Here is a 19,913-nt window from a genome sequence, read left to right on the forward strand (position 1 = left end):
TGATGTGGACGGTCAACCCTTGATCGCGCCTTCCTCCACGCCTCTGAAGAAGAAGCGCTGGAGTGCCGCGAACACGATGACGATCGGCAGGAAGGAGATCATCGTGCCGGCCGCGATGAGCCGGGGGTTGGCGCTGAATGTGCCGTTGAGGTACTGCAGGCCGACGGTCAGGGTGTAGTTCTCGGGGTCGGTCAGGACGATGAGCGGCCACAGGAAGTCGTCCCACGCGCCGATGAAGGCGAAGATCGTGATGACGCTGAGCATGCCACGCACGTTCGGCAGGCCGATGTGGCGCAGCCGCTGCCAGGCGGTCGCGCCGTCGATGATGGCCGCCTCGTCCATTTCCGGGGGGATCGACTGGAAGGCGGTCCGCATCAGGAGCACGTTGAGCATCCCGATGGCGCCGGGCAGCGCGACGCCGAGGAGGGTGTCGGCCAGGCCGAGGCCGCGCACGGTGACGTACTGGGAGACGATCGTCACCTCGCCGGGCAGCACGAGCGTGGCCAGGAACAGGCCCAGCAGCAGCTTCGCGCCCCGGAAGCGGAGCTTGGCCAGGGCGTACCCGGCGATGGTGGCGCCGACGGCGTTGCCCATCACCACGATGGCGGCCACGATCAGCGAGTTGACGGCGTAGGACCAGACGGGGATCGTGTCGGCGACCTGGGCGTAGTTGTCGAGCGTGGGCTGCTCGGGCAGGAAGCTCGGCGTCTGGGTGTAGATGTCCTCCTGCAGGCTCTTGAGCGAGGTGGACAGCTGCCACAGGAACGGGGAGACGGTGAGCGCCAGCACGAGCAGGAGCAGCGCGTAGCGCAGCACCTTCTCGCCCGCGCCGATCGAGTTGAAGCCGCCGCGCCGTGCGGTCTTGGCGTGCGCCGCCACGTCAGGCCGCCTTCCTGTTGAGCCGCAGGAGCAGGAGCATCGGCCCGATGGTGATGAGGAGCAGGACGATGCTGAGCGCGGAGGCGTAGCCGAGGTGGCCGGTGAAGCCACGGCTGTAGAGCTGGATGAGCATGACCACCGACATGTCCCGCCCGCCGGGCCCGCCGGTGCCGTTGGACAGCACGTACAGCTCCGAGAACACGCGTAGCGCGGAGACCGAGACGAGCACGGAGACCAGCAGCATCGTGTTGCGCACGCCGGGCACGGTGACGCTCCAGAACCGGCGCACCGGGCCGGCGCCGTCGACCGCGGCGGCCTCGTGGAGCTCGCGCCTGACGTTCCCGAGGGCCGAGAGATAGATGATCATGTAGTAGCCGAGCCCCTTCCAGACGGTCAGGCTGATCGCGCTGAACAGCAGCAGCCAGCGGTCGGTCAGGAACGGGACCGGCGCGGCGACGACGCCGAGCCACTGCGCGAAGCCGTTCACCAGGCCCCGGTCGTCCAGCACCCAGCCCCAGATCAGCGCCACGACGACGGCCGAGGCGACCACGGGGGTGTAGAAGGCGGTGCGGAAGAACATGATGCCGGGCAGCTTCTTCTCCACCAGGATCGCGATCAGCAGCGGCAGCATGGTGAGCAGCGGCAGGCAGACCAGCATGAACACGATGCTGTTGAGCAGCGCGTCGGCGAGCTGGTCGTCGTCCAGCACCCGTGCGAAGTTCTCCAGGCCGGTGAAGCGCCCGCCGCCCAGCGGCTTGGCGTTGGTGAACGCCAGGACCACCGTGTTGATCGACGGCCAGACGTTGAACACGAACAGCCAGAGCGCGGCGGGTGCCACCAGCAGCCACGGCGTGAACCAGCGGCGATGGGTCATCGGATCAGTTCTTGAGGAGCTCGTTGCACTTGGCCACAGCGGCGTCGAGGGCCTCCTTGGAGGTGGTCTCACCGCTGATCGCGAGCGCGAACTGCTGCCGGATGAACTTGCTCATCGCCTCGGTGACCTCGACCGGCTGGAGCAGCTTGGCCTGCGCGAGCGAGGTGAACGCGATGACCTTGGCGTCGCCGGCGTTGGTGCCGTCGCTCTTGCTGAAGAACGGGTCGCCGGCCGACGCCTTGGTGCTCGGGAAGATGCTCACCAGGTGGGCGAAGGCGGCCTGGTTCTCCGGGCTGGTCACCCAGCGGGCCAGGGCGATCGCCGCGGGCGCGTTCTTGGTCTGCTTGGCGACCGACAGGCCCTGCACGTACAGCGGCGGCGTGCCCATCACCGTCGAGGACACCACCTTGGGCGCCAGCGACGGGTTGTCGGTGGCCAGGCTGGTGATGTAGTTGCCGCCGCCGGTGGTCCAGGCCGCGGTCTTCTCGCTGAAGAGCTTGGCGTTGCCCGCGTAGGTGTCGGTCAGGATGTCGCGCGGCAGCAGGCCCTCCTTGAAGGCGTCGCGGTACTTGTCGAGCACCGCGACGGCCTCCGGCGTGTTGAAGACGAAGCTCTTGCCGTCGTCGGCCATCAGCTTCACGCCGGCGTTGAAGAGGTCGCCGAGCTCGGGCCTGCGGCTCATCAGGTAGACCTTGCCGCCGGACTTCTCCTTGACGGTCCTGGCCTGGGCGACGAGCTCGTCGAAGGTGGTCGGCGGCCGCTTCGGGTCCAGGCCGTACTCGGTCATGAGCTCGGAGTTCCAGTAGTTCACGTCGGTGTTGAGGTACCACGGGTACCCGTACGTGCCCTGCACCCCGGCGTACTTGTAGGCGTCGAGACCGCCGGCGACGTACTCGTCGGCCAGCTTCTGGTCCACCTGGGAGACGTCGAGCAGCATGCCCTGCTTCACCAGCGGGAGCGCGAAGTCCGGCGGCAGGTTGGTCACGTCGGGGAGGGTGCCGCTGGCGGCCTGGCTCAGCACCTTGTCGGCGTAGCCCTCGCCGGGCTGGTCGAGCCACTCGACCTCGACGCCCGGGTACTTCTTCTCGAAGGCGTCGACGACGCCCTGCACGTAATCGGTGAACTTGGGCTTCAGCGCCCACGTCTGCAGGCTGACCTTGCCCTTCACCTCCCCCGTCGCCCCCGCGCTCGGCGCGGCCGCCTCCGGCCCCGCCTCGCCCAGCCCACAGCCCCCGGCTACCATCGTGGCCACGACGGCCAGCCCTGCCCAGTACCTTCGCATGACGCTCTCCTTCGGGGACTAAACCGCTCTAGTTGCGGGACTATCCCCCTGGCTAGACTCCTGTGTCAATAGCTGAGATGAACTCGTGAAGGAGCCAGTCGTGGGCCGTCCGACGATCGCCGACATCGCGAAGCGGGTCGGGGTGTCCAAGGGCGCGGTGTCGTTCGCGCTCAACGGGCGCCCCGGCGTCGGGGAGGCGACCAGGGCCCGCATCCTCCAGGTGGCCAAGGAGATGAACTGGCGTCCGCACAGCGCCGCCAGGGCTCTCGGCGGCGCCAGGGCCGAAGCGGTCGGCCTGGTGATCGCCAGGCCGGCCAGCACGCTGGGCGTGGAGCCGTTCTTCGCCCAGCTCCTGTCCGGCCTGCAGGCGGGGCTGTCGGCGCAGTCCGTGGCGACGCACCTGATGATCGTCGAGGACGTCGCGGCCGAGATGGAGATCTACCGCGACTGGGCCTCCGCGCACCGGGTCGACGGGTTCATCGTGGTCGACCTCAAGGTCAGCGACCCCAGGATCGGCGCGCTCGAGGAGCTCGGCGTGCCCACCGTGGTGCTCGGCGGCCCCGGCCGGCACGGCTCCCTGTCCAGTGTCTGGGCCGACGACAGGGAGGCGATGGTGTCGGTCGTCGAGTACCTGGCCGCGCTCGGCCACCGGCACATCGCCCACGTCGCCGGCCTGCCCGCCTTCCGGCACACCCAGCGCCGCATCCGCGCGCTGCGCGACTCCACCCGGCGGCTGGAGCTGGCCGAGGCGGTGTCGCTGGCGACCGACTTCAGCGACGCCGAGGGCGCGGCGGCGACCAGGGCGCTGCTGTCGCGTTCCCGCAGGCCGTCCGCGATCGTCTACGACAGCGACGTGATGGCCCTGGCGGGCCTGGGCGTGGCCGGCGAGATGGGCGTACGGGTCCCGGACGAGCTGTCGATCGTGGCCTTCGACGACTCGGTGCTGACGCGCATCGCACACCCGGCCATCACCGCGCTCTCGCGCGACACCTTCGCCCTCGGCGGTCAGGTGGCCGAGGTCATGCTGGCGGTGATCGCCGACCCCGAGGCGCGGCAGGACCTCAGGACGCCCACCCCGCGGCTGGTCGTCAGGGGCAGCACGGCGGCGCCAGGGGCTTGGCAGGGCGACTAAATCGGTTTAGGGTCCCGGGGAGATCGACTCACGTTCGGAGGACGCGTGCCCCTGCCCCACCCCATCCGTTTCGGCGCCAACTACGTGCCTTCGGCAGGCTGGTTCCACAGCTGGCTCGAGCCCTCCCCCGACGACATCCGGCGTGACTTCGAGGACCTGGCCGGGATCGGGCTCGACCACGTCCGGGTGTTCCCCATCTGGCCCTGGATCCAGCCGAACCGCACCCTGATCAGGCAGCGCGGCATCGACGACCTGCTGCGGCTGATCGACATCGCCGCCGAGTTCGACCTGTCCGTGGCCGTGGACCTGCTGCAGGGGCACCTGTCCAGCTTCGACTTCCTGCCGTCGTGGGTGCTGACCTGGCACGAGCGCAGCCTCTTCACCGACGCCGACGTCCGCGACGGCATCGCCGCCTACGCCGACCGGCTCACCCGCGCCGTGGCCGGCCGTCCCAACGTCTTCGCCGTGACGCTCGGCAACGAGGTCAACAACCTCTACCCGGCCAACCCGACCACCCCGGAGGCGTCCACCCGCTGGGCCGCCGACCTGATCGACGTGGTCCGCGCCGCCGCCCCCCACCTGCTGAGCCTGCACTCCCTCTACGACGCCAGCTGGTACGACCCCGCCCACCCGTTCCACCCCGCCGACAACGTCGACCTCGGCGACCTGACGACGGTCCACTCGTGGGTGTTCAACGGCGTCTCCAGGCTCGACGGCCCGCTCGGCCCCGCCACCGTCACCCACGCCGACTACCTCGTCGAGCTCGCCGCCGCCACCGCGCTCGACCCGGCCCGTCCCGTCTGGCTGCAGGAGGTCGGCGCCCCGCGCCCCGACATCCCCGAGGCCGACGCTCCCGCGTTCGTCCGCGGGATGCTCGAAGCGGTCACGGCCAACCCCGCGCTGTGGGGCGTCACCTGGTGGTGCTCCCACGATCTCGACCGGGCCCTGGCCGACTTCCCCGACCGCGAGTACGACCTCGGCCTGTTCACCGTCGACCACCGTGCCAAGCCGGCGGCCGAGGAACTCGCGGCCTTCATCAAGGAGCAGCGCCGTACCGCCGCCGCGAGGCCCGCGCTGCTGTGCGACGTCGACCTGCGCACCGAGCCGGAGCGCAGAGCCGAGGTCGCGCCGGGCAGCGCCTTCCACCGCGCCTGGGTACGGCTGCGCCAGGCCGGACCGCTGGCCATCGTCACCGCCGGCCGCGCGGCCGACAGCGACCATCTCGACGCTCGGGGGATCACCACCGTCCTGACCCAACAGTGAGACAAGGAGATCAGATGCGACGGAGATCATTACCCCTGCTGTGCGGGGTCCTCGCCGCGACCGCCCTGGTCACGCCCCCCGCACAAGCCGACCCCACCCCTGCCCCTTCCGTGTCGGCCGACTCCGCCGAAGCCGGCACCGCGCCGGCCACCCCCACACCGTCCGCGTCCGCCCCCGCCGACCCCGGGCGGGCCGTACGCAAGCGGGCCGCCGCCGCGGGCGGCGAGCAGCCGTACGCCTCCTACTGGCACCCGAGCACCATCCTCAGCTGGGACCCCGCGACCGACCCCGACGCCCGCTTCAACCGCTCGCGGGTGCCGCTGCGGCCCCGCGTCTCCGACCCGGCGCTGAAGGCGAACCCGAACGCCCGCGCCGGCGAGGGCCGCATCGCCTCGCTGGTGTCGTTCGCCCCCACCTCGGGCAACCCCTCCCAGGGCGCCCTCGACCCCAACTACTACGCCTTCACCCACTGGCAGTACGTCGACACCCTGGTGTTCTGGGGCGGCTCGGCCGGCGAGGGGCTGATCCTGGCCCCGAACGCCACCGTGATCGACGCCGCCCACCGCAACGGCGTCAAGGTCTACGGCACCGTCTTCTTCCCGCCCACCGCGTACGGCGGGCAGATCCAGTGGGTCCACGACTTCGTCAAGAAGACCGGCTCCTCCTACCCGGTCGCCGACAAGCTCGTCCAGGTCGCCCAGCACTACGGCTTCGACGGCTGGTTCATCAACCAGGAGACCGCGGGCGGTGACGCCGCCCTGGCGACCGAGCTGCGGTCGCTGATGAAGTACGCCAGAGGCAAGGGCCCGGTCGAGTTCATGTGGTACGACGCCATGACCGAGAGCGGCTCGATCAGCTGGCAGGACGGCCTCACCACGGCCAACGACGCTTTCCTGTCCGACCCCGCCAAGGTGTCCGACTCCATGTTCCTCGACTTCGGCTGGAGCGCGTCCAGGCAGAACTCCTCGCGCGACCTGGCCCGCTCGCTCGGCCGCGACGAGCACGAGCTGTACGCGGGCATCGACACCGAGGCCAACGGCTACAACACCGGTGTGCCCTGGGACGCGGTCTTCCCCGCCGGGCAGCCGCACGTCACCTCGCTCGGCATCTACCGCCCCGAGTGGACGTGGAAGTCGTCGACGGGACCGGCCGACTTCCGGGCCAAGGACTCGCGCTTCTGGGTGGGCGCCAACGCCGACCCGTCCAACACCTCCACGTCGTCGGCGTGGAAGGGCCTGGCCCACTACGTCGCCGAGTCGAGCGCCGTCACCGCGAAGCCGTTCGTGACCGGCTTCAACACCGGGCACGGCGACTTCTACAACGTCGGCGGCGTCCGCGTCCGCGACGGCGGCTGGAACAACCTGTCCGTCCAGGACGTGCCGCCCACCTACCAGTGGATCGTCTCCTCCACCGGCACCAGGCTGACCCCCTCCGTCGACTACGGCGACGCCTACGAAGGCGGCTCGTCGCTGCGCCTCACCGGCCGCCTCGACGCCACCAACACGGTGCGGCTCTACCAGACCCGCCTGCCGGTCGCCGCCGACACCAAACTGTCCGTGGTGGTCAAGACCCCCGCCGCGGGTGCCACCAGGCTGAAGGCGGCGATCGCGTTCACCGACGCGCCCACCACCTTCACCACGCTCGACCTCGGCTCGACCAGCGGCACCGGCTGGGAGCGCAGGACGCTCGACCTGTCCGCCCACGCCGGCAAGACGATCGCGCAGCTCGGCCTGCAGGCCGCCGGCACCGCCGACGCCTACGACATCAGGGTGGGCCAGCTGGCGGTCTACGACGGTGACGTGGACGCCGTCGCCGCCCCCACCGGCCTGACCGTGCTCGGCGCCACCGACGTGTCGGCCACCCGCAAGTCGCTCCGCCTCTCCTGGACCGGCGCCGGCCAGGCCCACCACTACGACGTCTACCGCCGCAACGGCGACGGCACCCGCACCTACCTGGGCGCCACGCCGAACGACGCCTACTTCGTGCCCCAGCTCGACCGGAGCGGCACCGAGACCACGACGACGATCGAGGTCGAGGCGGTCGGCGCCGAGTACGGCCGGTCGGCCGCCGCCACGACCACGGTCTCCTGGACCGGCACCCCGCCGACCGACACCAACGTCGCGCTCAACCGCCCCGCCACCGCCTCCGGCCAGTGCAACGCGAACGAAGGCCCGGCCAAGGCCGTCAACGGCAGCGTGAACGGCGGACACACCGACAAGTGGTGCGCGCTGACCGCGGGCAAGTGGATGGAGGTCGACCTCGGGGCCGCCACGCCGCTCACCCGGTTCGTCGTCAAACACGCCCAGGCCGGCGGGGAGTCGTCGAGCTGGAACACCCGCGACTTCACCATCCAGGTACGCACCGGCACGTCCGACCCGTGGACCACGGTCGCGACCGTCACCGGCAACACCGCCGCGACCACCACCCACCCGGTCACGACCACGGCCCGCTACGTCCGGCTCTCCATCACCAAACCCACGCAGACCTCCGACCCGGCCGCCCGCATCTACGAGTTCGAGGCCTGGAGCCCCACCCCCTGACCGACCGCCCAGCTGAGGCGGGCCCCCACCACCCCGGGCGGCCCGCCTCGCCCCTTGGAGAGGGGCCCGCCCCGGTGCCGCGGGCGGCGTGCCCGCCTCCGCACCGGCCCCGCGCCCCGGCTCACGCCGGGCCTTTCAGCACCACCCGTTCAGCGCCGTCCGGTCTACACGTGCACCGTCGTGATCGGGAGCGAGGAGTCGGCAGGCAGCTCCAGCGTCGACGGCGTGATCCCCGCCGACACCAGGTCGGAGCCCAGCGTCGCCACCATCGCCCCGTTGTCGGTGCACAGCCCGGGACGGGGCACGCGCAGCCGTACCCCCGCCTTGTCGCACCGCTCCTGTGCCAGCGCCCGCAGCCGCGAGTTGGCCGCGACGCCGCCGCCGATGAGCAGGTCGTGCACGTCGTACTTCTTGCAGGCCTGCAGCGCCTTGCGCGTCAGCACGTCGACGACCGCCTCCTGGAAGGAGGCCGCCACGTCCGGCACGTGGATCGACTGGCCCGCCGCCTCCTTCGCCTCCACCCAGCGCGCGACCGCGGTCTTGAGCCCGGAGAAGGAGAAGTCGAAGGTGCCGTCGTCGATCTTCCCGCGAGGGAAGGTGATGGCCGCGCCGTCGCCCGCCACCGCCGCCCTGTCGATGTGCGGTCCGCCGGGGAACGGCAGGCCGAGCACGCGGGCGACCTTGTCGAACGCCTCACCGGCCGCGTCGTCGACGGTGGAGCCGAGCGAGATGACGTCTTCGGCCACGTCGGGCACCAGCAGCAGCGACGAGTGCCCGCCGGAGACGAGCAGCGCAATGCACGGCTTGGGCAGCGGCCCGTGTTCGAGCTGGTCGACGGCGACGTGCGCGGCCAGATGGTTCACGCCGTAGAGCGGCACGCCGAGGCCGAGGGAGTAGGCCTTGGCCGCGGCGACGCCCACCAGCAGCGCCCCGGCCAGGCCGGGACCGGCGGTGACGGCGATGGCGTCGATGTCGGTGAGCTTCACGCCCGCCGTCGCCAGCGCCGACTCGATGGTGGGCGTCATCGCCTCCAGGTGCGCCCGGGAGGCGACCTCCGGCACGACGCCGCCGAAGCGGGCGTGTTCTTCCATGCTGGAGGCGATGGTGTTGGCCAGCAGCGTGTGGCCTCGGACGATGCCGATGCCGGTCTCGTCGCAGGAGGTCTCGATGCCAAGGACCAGGGGTTCGTCAGCCATCCAGCTTCCTCTTCATCATGATCGCGTCGGTGCCGTCGTCGTAGTAGCGGCGGCGCACGCCGATCTCCTCGAATCCGAACCGTTCGTAGACCGACCTGGCGCGCGGGTTGTCGGCGCGGACCTCCAGGAAGATCTCCTGGGCGGCCCGCCGCCGTGCCTCGTCGAGCAGGTCGGTGAGCATCGCGCTGCCGACGCCCTCGCCCTGGCGTGCGGACCGCACCGCGATCGTCTGCACGTCGGCCTGGTCGGCGGCGACGGCCAGCCCCGCGTAGCCGATGATCTCGCCGCCGTCGACGGCGACGACGTAGTGCCTGGTACGCGGCTGGTCGGCGAGCTCGCCGCGCAGCATGCCCTCGCTCCACGCGTCGAGGGGGAACGTCTCCCGCTCCAGCGCCATGACCGCGGGCAGGTCGGCCTCGGTCATCTGCCTGAGCTTCACGCCGTCACCTTTTTCGGCGGCTTCGGGATCGTCGCGTCGGGCCTGCGCAGGTAGATGGGCCGCGGCTGCTCCAGCGGGACGCCCGCCGCGAGCCGTTCGGCGGCCAGCGCGGCCATGAACCGTCCATAAGGGTACGGCGGGGCGTCCGTCTCGCCGAGAACCTGCGGATAGAGCGCGGCGCCCGCCCCCACGACGGGAACCCCGTCGGCGCGCGGCACGTCGGCGGGGCGGTCGACGAAGGGCCCTGCCACGCGGGTACGCGCGTCGGTGTAGCGGGCCCAGAAGACCTCCTTGCGCCGCGCGTCGGTGGCCGCGAGGAACTCGGTGGCGAGCCCGCTGCCGTAGGCGACGGCGTCGAGGCTGCAGATGCCGTACGCGGGCGTGCCGAGCGCCGTGGACAGCGCCTGGGCGGTCATCAGGCCCACTCGGAGGCCGGTGTAGGGGCCGGGGCCGGAGCCCGCGACGATCGCGGTGACGTCGTGGAGCGCGGCGCCCGCCTCGTCGAGCACCTGCTCGATCGTGGGAACGAGCAGCTCACCGTGGCGACGGGCGTCGACCACGGTGGATTCGGCGAGCACCCTCGTGCCGTCGTGCAGTGCGGCGGTGACGGCGGGGGTTGCGGTATCGAAGGCCAGGACCAGCACGAATGTTTAGCCTAGTGCGTCCCCGCGAGTGCTGCCCGCCGGCACCTGCTCCCACGGCACGCGTACACCCGAGGCTGGGGGATGGGGCTCGTCGCTCATGCCTTCATCGTCCAGAGGCCCGCAACCGGATTTCGTTCAGGCGAGCTTCACCGGAGAGGCGTAGACGATGATGTTGTCCTCGTACTCGTGCCTGGCGTAGTCGAAGTTGCCACCGCAGGTCACCAGGCGCAGCCCCGCCTCGGTGTAGACGCGTTCGGCGGGGAAGCGGTCCTTGTCGACCTGCTCCACCGACTCGACCCTGTACTCGGCGACCTTCCCGTCGCTGCGCGGCACCTTGACGATCTGCCCCTTGCGCAGCTGCCTGAGCTTGTAGAAGACCGCCGGCGCCGTCTTGGTGTCGACGTGCCCGATGATCACGGACGCGCCCTTCTCGCCGGGCACCGCGCTGTGCTTGAACCACCCGGCGACCTTCGGCTTCTCGTACGGCGGCAGCTCCACCTCGCCGCTCTCGGTCAGCCCGAGCTTCATGAGCGGCGCGTCGAGGTCGATGGCGGGAACCTCGATGCTCTCGGGCACGACGGACGCGGGCGTGGCCTCCTGCCGTACCTGGAGGGTCCTGCCGAAGGCGACCAGCACGAGGCCGGTGGCGGCCCCCGCGATGATCACCCGTGACATCCGGGCCACGGCTCAGCCGCGGCGGCGGCGCAGCGCCAGGCCCACGCCTCCGGCCAGCGCCAGCCCGAGCAGCACGCCCGCGGGGCCGAGCGGGAGGCCCGACTCGTCCTCGACGTCCTTGGCGAAGGTGCCGCCGCCGCCCGCGCCCGGCGCCTTGGTGGGCACGACGGTCCTGGTGGACGTCGGTTCGTCGGTGGGTTCGGCGGCGACCACGCGCAGCGTGGCCTTGCCGGTGTCGTTGGTGCCGTCGCACTTGACGTTCACCGGGTAGCTGCCGCGCTTGACGGTGGCGGAGACGCGGGCGTCGCCGCGCACCCACGGCACGGGGGCGGGGGTGGCGGTCGTGCTCGGCGCGGCGGACGGCGTGGGCGGCGGCACCGGGTCGAGCGGGACCGCGGCCATGAACGCCTTGGACGTGGCGGTGCCGCTGTGCTCGGGGCCGTCGTTCGGCACGGGGCAGTTGGCCAGGATCCACACCGTGGAGTTGTCACCGGCCGTCACCCGGTCAGGGTTGAGCCGGACGTCGATGTTCTGCCGGGTGGCGGTGGTCGCCGTGGCGGTGGAGGTGGAGGTGGCGGTTGTCGTCGCGGTGCCGGACGGCGTGGCCGTATCCGCCGAAGCCGAGCACCCCGCCACACCTAACATCAGGAAGGCCCCCGCGTACGCGACTCGCCTGACCGTGAGCACCGCCGCACCCCACTTCGCCGTTTCATCCAGCATCCACCGGATCAGGACGCTGCACCCCACCTGATACCCAGAAAATCTGGGTGAACCCATGAAGAAATGATCTCAGCCCTACCCGAGCCTTGGCGAAGATTTGGTGTTAGGCGGGATCAGACGGCGTGTCGGCCCAGCGCCCGCCGACGCCCCGGAGGGTGACGACGCGCGCGTCGTCATCGCCCGACCTGTCGATATGGACTTCGAGCCGCTCGTCGGACAGCCCCTCGACGAGCCCCTCGCCCCACTCCACGATCGTCACCGACTCCTCCAGCGAGGCGTCGAGGTCGAGGTCGTCGACCTCGAGATCGCCGCCGAGCCGGTAGGCGTCGGCGTGGACCAGCGGCGGCCCGTCGGCGAGGGAGGGGTGGACGCGGGCGATGACGAAGGTGGGCGAGGTGATCGGCCCGCGCACCTTGAGACCCTCGGCGATGCCCTGCACCAGCGTGGTCTTGCCGGCGCCGAGCGGCCCCGACAGGACGAGCAGGTCTCCGCCCCGCAACCGGGTCGCCAGCCGCACGCCGAGCGCGCGCATCTCCTCGGCCGTCGCGACGACAGTCACAGCTCCACCCTCTTCACCAGATCGCGCAGGGCGTCGTTGACCACGCTGGGCCGCTCCAGCTGGATGAGGTGGGAGGTCTCCGGCACCTCGGTCAGCTGGGCTCTGGGCAGCGCCGCCGCGATCGCCCTGCTGTGCTCGGGCGGCGTCAGCCAGTCCTTCTCCCCGACCATGATCGCGGTCGGCACGTCGTCGAGGACGCCGAGCGCGGACAGCTTGTCGTGGTTCATCAGCGCCGGGTAGAAGTCGGCGATCACCTCGGTCGGCGTCGAGCGGATCATCGATTCGACGAAGTCAACCAGGGTGGGGCTGACGTTCTTGGAGTCGCCGAACCCGAAGTGGCGCAGCACCAGGAAGGCGATGTCGTTGCCGGCGTGGCGGGTCCTGTCGACCAGCGAGCCGCCCCTGCCGAGCAGCGAGACCGTCGTGGGGGCCACCTTGTGCAGCCCCTTGGCCAGGAGGGCGGGCAGGCCGAGGGTGATCTCGGCCAGCTTGCCCGCGCTGGTGGCGATCAGCGCCGCCGCCTTGATCCGGTCGCCGAACAGCTCGGGGTGGCGGTCGGCGAGCGCCATGATCGTCATGCCGCCCATCGAGTGGCCGACCAGCACGCACGGCCCCGGCGCGAACGTCTCGAGCACCTCGTACAGGTCCTCCCCGAGCCGGTCGATGGTGCTGTCCTGCCTCTCCGTGCGCTGGGACAGGCCGTGGGAACGCTGGTCCCACAGCAGGATCCGGTTGCTGTCGCGCAGGTCGCGGCGCTGGTAGTGCCAGGAGTCGAGGTTGTGGGTGTAGCCGTGGCAGAACACGAGGGTCAGCGGCGCCTCGTCGGGGCCGTCGATCTCGACGTGGAGCGCCACCCTGTCGGAGGTGACGAGCGTGCGCTCCCTGCCCCGCAGCTCGCCGAACGGCTCGTCGGCCTCGGGGTCGGGGCGCAGCCTGATCCGGCCGACGGCGTAGCGCTTGGCGAGCGCGGCGGCCGCCAGGCCGGCGGAGGCGGCGCCGACGACCGCGCCCGCGATGCCGACCTTCTTGCGCGTGGCCGTCGTCATGCGCCCGCTCCCTCGTAGACCCTCGGCACCCTGGCGCCCAGCCTGGTGACGATCTCGTGGGTGATCGTGCCGAGGTTGTCGGCCCATTCCTGACAGGTCGGCTCGCCCGCGTCGCCCGGACCGAACAGGACGACCTCGTCGCCGTCGGACAGCGGGTCGTCCCCCATGTCGATCATGAACTGGTCCATGCACACCCGGCCGACGATGGGCCTGCGCCTGCCACCCGCCATGACCTCGGCCCGCCCGGTGGCGTGGCGCAGGATGCCGTCGGCGTAGCCGAGGGGCACCAGGCCGAGCGTCGACTCGCTCGCCGTGGTGTAGAGGTGGCCGTAGGAGACGCCCGAGCCCTCGGGCACCCGCTTGGCCAGCGCGATCCGCGCCACCAGCGTCATCGCCTGGCGCAGGCCGAAGTCGCCGAGCTCGGGGATGGGGCTCAGGCCGTACATCGCGATGCCTGCCCTGACCATGTCGTAGTGGGTGTGCGGCAGCGACACGATCGCCGCCGAGTTGGCCAGGTGCCTGATGACGTGGGAGCCGCCGACCCCGGCCTGGTCGGCCAGCTTGAGCGCCGTCTCGTAGGCGTCGATCTGCAGGTCGACGGAGGGATGCCCGGGGATGTCGGAGCAGGCGAAGTGGGACCACAGCCCGACCACCTCGACCGCGCCCTCGGCCCGCAGCCGCGCCGCCGCGGCCAGCAGCCCCGGCCAGGCCGCCAGGGGCGAGCCGCCCCTGGTCATGCCGGTGTCGGCTTCGAGATGGACCTTCGCCGTCACTCCCGTACGGCGCGCCGCCGCGGCGATCTCCTCCAGCCGCCGCTCGTCGGAGGCCGACAGCTCGATGTCGGCCCGCAGCGCCTCGTCGAGCGGCTCGCCGGGCGTGAGGATCCACGACAGCACGGGCACGGTGATGCCCGCCGCGCGCAGCGCCAGGCCCTCCCTGACGTAGGCGGTGCCGAGCCGGCCGGCGCCGCCCTCGACGACGGCCTTCGACACCGGCACCAGACCGTGTCCGTAGGCGTCGGCCTTGACCGCGCCCATCAGCTCCGCCCCGGGCGCCCGCTGCTTGAGGGACTCGACGTTGCGCCTGATGGCGGCCAGGTCGACCCGCGCATGCGCGGGCGTCGCCTCACGGAAGCTCATGCTCCCAGTTTGTCAGCTCCGCCGACCGCCTGAGCGTGATTCGTCTCTCAGAGATCGGATGGCCGCGGGCACGGCGGCGGCCACGTCCGCCGCCGTCAGCGGCGCGCCGCCGGCGGCGATGCGTCCCGCGAGCCCGTGCAGGTAGGCGGCGCACGCCCCCGCGTCGTACGGCGCGAGCCCGGCCGCCAGCAACGCCCCGGCGATCCCCGACAGCACGTCGCCGGTGCCGCCCGTGGCCAGCCACGACGACCCCGTCGTGTTGATCCTGGCCGGTCTGTCCTGCTCGGCGACGACCGTCGTCGAACCCTTGAGCAGCACGGTCACCCCGAGCTCGGCGGCGGCCCTGCGGGCGTGCTCGAGCCTGGCCGCCTCCACCCTGTCGCTCGGCACGCCGATCAGCCGCGACAGCTCGCCGGCGTGCGGGGTGATCAGGACGGGTGCGCTGCGGCGCAGCAGCCCGCGGTCTCTCGACACGATCGTGAGCGCGTCGGCGTCGAGCAGCACCGGCACGTCGCCGGCCAGCACCTCGGCCAGCAGCTCGTGCGCCCAGTCGCCGGTGCCGAGCCCGGGCCCCGCCACCCAGGCCTGGACCCGGCCGACGTCGGCGATCGAGGGCCGGTCCAGCTCGGTGACGACCGCCTCGGGCCAGTGCGCGCGCACCTGGAGGACGGGCGGCGCCGTACCGGCGTAGCGGACCATGCCGGCGCCCGCCCGCAGCGCCCCGCCGACGGACAGCACCGCCGCCCCGGTGTAGCGGTCGCTGCCGGCGGCGATGCCGACGACGCCCCTGCGGTACTTGTCGGACTCGGCGCCGGGCCTGGGCAGCAGGCCCTCCACGTCCTCGCCGGTCAGCGCGGCCACGTCGGGGTCGGGCAGGTAGGGGCCGAGCCCGATGTCGATCACCTCCAGCGTGCCCACGCGCGCGGCGCCCGGGTCGACGAGCAGCCCCGTCTTGCAGGCGCCCATCGTCACGGTGACGTGCGCGTCGACGGCGGCGCCCGCGACACGCCCGGTGCTGGAGTCGACGCCGCTCGGCACGTCGACCGCGACCATCAGCGCGTCGAGCGCGTTGGCCGCCGTCACCAGCGACGCGTACGGCTCGCGCAACGCTCCCGAGGCGCCGATGCCCACCAGCCCGTCCATGACGAGATCGGGGGCGCCCACCTCCTCGACGACCCTGCCGCCCGTCGCGAGGAAGGCGGCCAGCCCTTCGGCGTGCGTCTTGGCCCCGGCCAGGATCGCCTCGACCCGCGCGCCCCTGCGGGCCAGCCGCTCGCCCGCGTAGAGGGCGTCGCCGCCGTTGTCGCCGCTGCCGACCAGCAGGAGCACCCGCGAGCCGTACACGCGGCCGAGCAGGGCCGCGCAGACGGAGGCCAGGCCCGCGGCGGCGCGCTGCATCAGCGTGCCCTCGGGGAGCGTGGCCATCAGCGCCAGCTCGGCTGCTCTGATCTGGTCGGCGGTGTAAGCGGTGCGCACGTGTCAGAACCTAACCCTCGGCGATCACGTAGGCCATGGCGATGCCCGCGTCGTGGGTGAGTGAGATGTGCCAGCGCTTGACCCCGAGGCCGTAGGCGACGTGCGCGGCCTGGCCGGTGACGTGCAGCTCGGGCTTGCCGTTGTCGCCGGTGCGGACCTCGGCGTCGAGGTGGCTGAGGCCCGGCGGCGCGCCGAGCGCCTTCGCGACGGCCTCCTTGGCGGCGAACCTGGCCGCCAGCGACTGCACGCCGAGCGCCTGCTCCGCGTCGGTGAACAGCCGCGAGCGCAGGCCCGGCGTGCGCGCCATCGTCGCCTCGAAGCGGGCGACGTCGACCACGTCCACCCCGATGCCCAGAATCATTCACCCAGCGTAACCAGCCTCAGAAGCCTCCCCGGTGCCAAGGGCCCCAGATCGCGAACGACAGCCCCTTGACGGACTGGACGTTCACGTAGAGCGTGTGGCCGCCGGGGCCGAACGTGGAGCCCGCGAACTCCGCGCCCGCGTCGCCGGGGACGGGCACGAGCCGGGAGAAGTCGAAGATCTCGCCGCGCCGCGTCAGGCCGCGCAGGTAGTTGTCGCCGCCGCCGTCCTCGCACAGCACGAGCGTGCCCCTCGCGCTGGTCGTGACGTTGTCGGGCAGGTCGAGCACCATCGATCCCGGCGACTCGTAGACGAGCCTGAGCCGCCGGCTCCACGTCTCGTACGCCCACACCTGGCCCCTGCCCTTGCCGAAGCCGGACGGCGGCGTGTCGCCGGAGGCGGTCGCGCCGCCCTGCGTGGAGACGAAGTAGACGACGCCGTGGTGGTGGATCGCGCCCTCCAGGCGGGAGAAGATCGCCGCCCCCTTGTCGCGGCCCTGCCTGCCCACGGCCTGGATCGCCGTGTCGTTGGCGGGCCTGCCGGTGAACGTCGGGTCGGGATCGTCGATGTCCACCCACGTCACGGCGAAGGACGCGCCGCGCGGCTGTCCGGCCGACAGGTCCTTGTTGGGCACGCCGTCGACGGCGAGCATCTGCAGCCGCCCGCCGTCGAGGATCCGTCCCGCACTGAGCGGGTTGCGCGGCGGCAGGTACCGGTAGAACCCCGAGGCGAACCCGAAGTTGTCCTCGGTCAGGTAGACGGCGCCGCTCAGCGGGTCGAAGGCCGCCGACTCGTGCGCGAACCGGCCGGCCGACCTGATCGGCCGCGCGTCGGCCGGGCCGTCGACCGGCACCTCGAAGATGTAGCCGTGCTTCTGCTCCAGCCGCGTGTTGTCCCCGCCGGAGAAGTCGTTGCCCACGTCGGGGCCGTTGACGGTCTCCTCGCAGGTCACCCAGGCGCCCCACGGCATGGGCCCGCCCGAGCAGTTCATCTGCGTGCCGGTGAGGGAGGGCGCGCCGCGTAACACCTCGCCGTACCTGGTCACCTGAAGGGTGGCGGTGCCGCCGCCTGCCGCGGGGTCGTAGGCCCTGGACACGTCGCCGAACGCGCCCACAGGGCCGTTGACCTCGTGGTTGCGCACAAGGATCGTCGTGCCCCTCGGGCCTCTGAAGGCGGCCATCCCGTCGTGCCGCGACGGTGTCACCGAGCCGTCGCTGAACGGCTCTCCCGCCTCGTTGAACGACCGGTACCTGAAGCCTTCCGGCAGGTGCAGCCTGACCTGCCCGTCCCGCTCGTCGGCGACGGGTCTCAGCGGGCCGTACCCGGCCGCCGGGCGGGCGGCGCCGTTGACACCGGCGTTGGCCACTCCGGTGAACGGGCCCGCGACGCCTGCTGCCGCGACTCCTGCGAGGAAACGACGACGTTCCATGCGGTCCTCCCTGGCGATGGTGCCGTCACCGTAAACCGCGCCCGCGGCGGGGCCCTATGTCAGATCTCGCCAATTCCTCCGCGTGAACACCTTCTGTTACCCGGTCCGGCGCCCGCGTAATCCCAGGTGTTCGTCCACAGCCTGTGCACAACGCATCACGACACCCACGAACCGACCAAGCTTCGCCGGTCAATAGGCTTTCAGCGTGAACAACGGCTACGTGGACCTGAGCAGGGAGCAGTGGAGCGAGCTCCGCAAGAACACGCCCTTGACTCTCACCGCAGACGAGCTGGAAGACCTCCGTGGAGTCGACGACCCGATCGATCTCAGCGAGGTCACCGACATCTACCTCCCCCTGACCCGGTTGCTGAACCTCCACTTCACCGGGTCCAAGCAGCGCAGCAGCGTGCTGAGCGCGTTCCTCGGCAACCAGGAGCAGCGCGTGCCGTACATCCTGGGCATCGCGGGAAGCGTCGCGGTCGGCAAGTCGACCACGGCGCGGCTGCTCAGGACCCTGCTGGCCCGCTGGCCCGAGCACCCCAAGGTCGCGCTGATCACCACCGACAGCTTCCTCTACCCCAACGAGGTGCTGGAGTCGCGCGGGATTATGCACCGCAAGGGCTTCCCCGAGAGCTACGACCGCCGCGCCCTGGTGCGCTTCGTCGCCGAGGTGAAGGCGGGCTCGGACGAGGCGCACGCCCCCGTGTACTCCCACCTGGAGTACGACATCGTGCCCGGCGTGACCCAGGCCGTGAAGAAGCCCGACATCCTCATCATCGAGGGGCTGAACGTGCTGCAGCCCGCCCCTCCGGCGGCGCTGGCCGTCAACGACTACTTCGACTTCTCCATCTACGTCGACGCCAAGGTCGAGGACATCCGCACCTGGTACGTCCACCGCTTCCACCAGCTGCGCCGTACCGCCTTCGAGGACCCGAAGTCGTACTTCAGGCACATCGCGGAGCTCTCGGAGGAGGAGGCCACCACGTTCGCCAAGAACGTGTGGCGCGACATCAACGAGCGCAACCTCGTCGAGAACATCCTGCCCACCCGGGGCCGCGCGGGCCTGGTGCTCAAGAAGGGCCCCGACCACTCCATCACGCGGGTACGGCTGCGCCGTACCTGACGGCCTGCTCCATCACGAAGGCCGCGAACCGGCCCTGACACCCGAGATCGTCGATGTCGGCGAACCAGCAGGGTTCGCCCTCCTCGTGACAACTGTTCCTCATGCCCGGCAGCCTGGCCGAACCCGGTCAACGCCCTATCAACATCCGATGGACGACAATGGGGCGCGTGCTGCATCTGCGACTCATCAGCCCTCCAGGCCGCACCGACGAGGTGCTGGACGCCCTGGAGGGCTGTGTGGGAGTCACCAACATCGCCGTCCTCCCGGGAACCGCCCGCACGCCTCGCGGTGACCTGATCTTCTGTGACGTGGCCCGCGAGGCCGCCAACGAGGTGCTCGACCGGATCGGCTGGCTGGAGCAGGAGGGCTCCATCTCGGTCGAGCAGGTCGACCTGGCGCTCTCCCGCGTCGCCCACCAGGCCAAGGCCGAGGCGCCGGGAGAGGGCGACGACGCCGTGGTGTGGGCGGCCCTGGCCCAGCGGATCGCCGAGGACCTGCGGATCACCTGGGCCTTCCTCGCCTTCATGGTGATCGCCACCATGCTCGCCGGCATCGGTGTCATCACCAACTCCCCCATCCTGATCGTCGGCGCGATGGTCCTCGGCCCCGAGTTCGGCGCGATCGCGGCCATCTGCTTCGGCCTGCTGACCTGGCGCTGGAACCTGGTGGGCAGGGCCCTGGCCACGCTGGCCGTCGGCTTCGGCATCGCGATCGCCATCACCACGGCCTGCGCCCTGGTCGCGCGCGGCCTCGGCTGGATCGACGCGCAGGCCCTCGACACCGGCCACGAGGAAGTCCAGTTCATCGTCAAACCCGACCGCTGGTCGTTCATCGTCGCCCTGCTGGCGGGCGCGGCAGGCGTGCTGTCGGTCACCGCGGGCAAGTCGTCGGCGCTGGTGGGCGTCTTCATCTCGGTCACCACCATCCCGGCGGCCGGCTACGCGGCCGTCGCCGTGGCCCTCGGCAACTGGAGCGAGCTCGGCGGGTCCGCGCTGCAACTCGGCGTCAACATCGCGGGCATGGTGGTCTCCGGCACCGCCGTGCTATACGTCCAGCGCCGCATCTGGCCCCAGGGGATGAGACTCGGTTCGTCCACGGGGACGAGGCCGTCGGAGGGTCTGCCCGGGTAGGGTCCG

General features: G+C 71.4%; 20 protein-coding genes. 5 read left to right on the forward strand and 15 right to left on the reverse strand.

The annotated features are described in order from the left end of the window. Positions 1-12 precede the first annotated feature (12 nt). Genes ABZX22_RS05850 through ABZX22_RS05860 form a run of 3 tightly spaced genes read right to left on the reverse strand, consistent with a single transcriptional unit; the run spans position 13 to position 3,035 of the window. A complete protein-coding gene (locus ABZX22_RS05850) occupies positions 13-879 on the reverse strand; it encodes a carbohydrate ABC transporter permease (RefSeq protein ID WP_354906414.1) in 867 nt (288 codons plus the stop codon). Between the two features lies 1 nt (position 880). Continuing rightward, the gene (locus tag ABZX22_RS05855; RefSeq protein ID WP_354906415.1) at positions 881-1,753 is read right to left on the reverse strand and encodes a sugar ABC transporter permease; all 873 of its coding nucleotides are present in this window, start codon (positions 1,751-1,753) and stop codon (positions 881-883) included. Positions 1,754-1,757: 4 nt separating this feature from the next. Continuing rightward, positions 1,758-3,035 carry a sugar ABC transporter substrate-binding protein gene (locus ABZX22_RS05860; RefSeq protein ID WP_354906417.1) on the reverse strand — a complete coding sequence of 426 codons (1,278 nt, stop codon included), beginning with the start codon at positions 3,033-3,035 and terminating at the stop codon, positions 1,758-1,760. A 100-nt stretch (positions 3,036-3,135) separates the two neighbouring features. Here ABZX22_RS05860 and ABZX22_RS05865 point away from each other — a divergent pair, with 100 nt between their 5' ends. The 3 genes from ABZX22_RS05865 to ABZX22_RS05875 are packed head-to-tail and all read left to right on the forward strand — an operon-like array spanning position 3,136 to position 7,970. Continuing rightward, positions 3,136-4,167 (forward strand): LacI family DNA-binding transcriptional regulator, encoded by a 1,032-nt coding sequence (locus tag ABZX22_RS05865; protein WP_354906419.1) that lies wholly within the window; start codon positions 3,136-3,138, stop codon positions 4,165-4,167. Positions 4,168-4,212: 45 nt separating this feature from the next. Continuing rightward, positions 4,213-5,430 carry a glycosyl hydrolase gene (locus ABZX22_RS05870; RefSeq protein WP_354906421.1) on the forward strand — a complete coding sequence of 406 codons (1,218 nt, stop codon included), beginning with the start codon at positions 4,213-4,215 and terminating at the stop codon, positions 5,428-5,430. 14 nt (positions 5,431-5,444) lie between these two features. Next, positions 5,445-7,970, forward strand: coding sequence for a discoidin domain-containing protein (locus ABZX22_RS05875; RefSeq protein WP_354906422.1), 2,526 nt, complete (start codon positions 5,445-5,447; stop codon positions 7,968-7,970). 164 nt (positions 7,971-8,134) lie between these two features. Here ABZX22_RS05875 and tsaD read toward each other — a convergent pair whose 3' ends face one another. The 11 genes from tsaD to ABZX22_RS05930 all read right to left on the reverse strand — a co-directional run bounded on the left by tsaD (position 8,135) and on the right by ABZX22_RS05930 (position 17,654). Then, the gene (tsaD, locus tag ABZX22_RS05880; protein WP_354906424.1) at positions 8,135-9,166 is read right to left on the reverse strand and encodes a tRNA (adenosine(37)-N6)-threonylcarbamoyltransferase complex transferase subunit TsaD; all 1,032 of its coding nucleotides are present in this window, start codon (positions 9,164-9,166) and stop codon (positions 8,135-8,137) included. Further along, the gene (gene rimI / locus ABZX22_RS05885) at positions 9,159-9,590 is read right to left on the reverse strand and encodes a ribosomal protein S18-alanine N-acetyltransferase (protein ID WP_354906503.1); all 432 of its coding nucleotides are present in this window, start codon (positions 9,588-9,590) and stop codon (positions 9,159-9,161) included. Before rimI ends, tsaD begins: the two co-directional genes overlap by 8 nt. Positions 9,591-9,601: 11 nt before the next feature. Beyond that, positions 9,602-10,249, reverse strand: a complete 648-nt coding sequence (gene tsaB / locus ABZX22_RS05890; protein WP_354906426.1) for a tRNA (adenosine(37)-N6)-threonylcarbamoyltransferase complex dimerization subunit type 1 TsaB — start codon at positions 10,247-10,249, stop codon at positions 9,602-9,604. A gap of 135 nt (positions 10,250-10,384) precedes the next feature. After that, positions 10,385-10,924 (reverse strand): class F sortase, encoded by a 540-nt coding sequence (locus ABZX22_RS05895; protein ID WP_354906428.1) that lies wholly within the window; start codon positions 10,922-10,924, stop codon positions 10,385-10,387. Between the two features lie 12 nt (positions 10,925-10,936). Continuing rightward, positions 10,937-11,644: a hypothetical protein gene (locus ABZX22_RS05900; RefSeq protein WP_354906429.1), complete on the reverse strand. Its 708-nt coding sequence runs from the start codon at positions 11,642-11,644 to the stop codon at positions 10,937-10,939. Between the two features lie 103 nt (positions 11,645-11,747). Continuing rightward, on the reverse strand, positions 11,748-12,176 hold the full coding sequence (gene tsaE / locus ABZX22_RS05905) for a tRNA (adenosine(37)-N6)-threonylcarbamoyltransferase complex ATPase subunit type 1 TsaE (protein WP_354906504.1): 429 nt from the start codon (positions 12,174-12,176) through the stop codon (positions 11,748-11,750). A gap of 23 nt (positions 12,177-12,199) precedes the next feature. After that, positions 12,200-13,249: an alpha/beta hydrolase gene (locus ABZX22_RS05910; protein WP_354906431.1), complete on the reverse strand. Its 1,050-nt coding sequence runs from the start codon at positions 13,247-13,249 to the stop codon at positions 12,200-12,202. Continuing rightward, complete coding sequence (gene alr / locus ABZX22_RS05915; protein ID WP_354906432.1) at positions 13,246-14,388, reverse strand: alanine racemase; 1,143 nt, start codon at positions 14,386-14,388, stop codon at positions 13,246-13,248. Before alr ends, ABZX22_RS05910 begins: the two co-directional genes overlap by 4 nt. Positions 14,389-14,400: 12 nt before the next feature. Beyond that, positions 14,401-15,864, reverse strand: coding sequence for an NAD(P)H-hydrate dehydratase (locus ABZX22_RS05920; RefSeq protein WP_354906434.1), 1,464 nt, complete (start codon positions 15,862-15,864; stop codon positions 14,401-14,403). A gap of 10 nt (positions 15,865-15,874) precedes the next feature. Beyond that, positions 15,875-16,225, reverse strand: a complete 351-nt coding sequence (locus ABZX22_RS05925; RefSeq protein WP_354906435.1) for a holo-ACP synthase — start codon at positions 16,223-16,225, stop codon at positions 15,875-15,877. A gap of 19 nt (positions 16,226-16,244) precedes the next feature. Then, entirely contained in the window at positions 16,245-17,654 is a 1,410-nt protein-coding gene (locus ABZX22_RS05930) for an alkaline phosphatase PhoX (protein ID WP_354906436.1), read from the reverse strand. A gap of 220 nt (positions 17,655-17,874) precedes the next feature. Between ABZX22_RS05930 and coaA the strand changes: the two genes are divergently transcribed. After that, positions 17,875-18,777 (forward strand): type I pantothenate kinase, encoded by a 903-nt coding sequence (coaA, locus tag ABZX22_RS05935; RefSeq protein WP_354906505.1) that lies wholly within the window; start codon positions 17,875-17,877, stop codon positions 18,775-18,777. Here coaA and ABZX22_RS05940 read toward each other — a convergent pair. Continuing rightward, positions 18,749-18,880 carry a hypothetical protein gene (locus ABZX22_RS05940; protein ID WP_354906437.1) on the reverse strand — a complete coding sequence of 44 codons (132 nt, stop codon included), beginning with the start codon at positions 18,878-18,880 and terminating at the stop codon, positions 18,749-18,751. The genes coaA and ABZX22_RS05940 overlap by 29 nt on opposite strands. Before the next feature lie 64 nt (positions 18,881-18,944). Between ABZX22_RS05940 and ABZX22_RS05945 the strand changes: the two genes are divergently transcribed. After that, positions 18,945-19,907, forward strand: a complete 963-nt coding sequence (locus ABZX22_RS05945; RefSeq protein WP_354906439.1) for a DUF389 domain-containing protein — start codon at positions 18,945-18,947, stop codon at positions 19,905-19,907. Positions 19,908-19,913 lie beyond the last annotated feature (6 nt).

It is taken from the genome of Nonomuraea sp. NPDC003804, from assembly GCF_040610675.1.
Lineage (GTDB): Bacteria > Actinomycetota > Actinomycetes > Streptosporangiales > Streptosporangiaceae > Nonomuraea.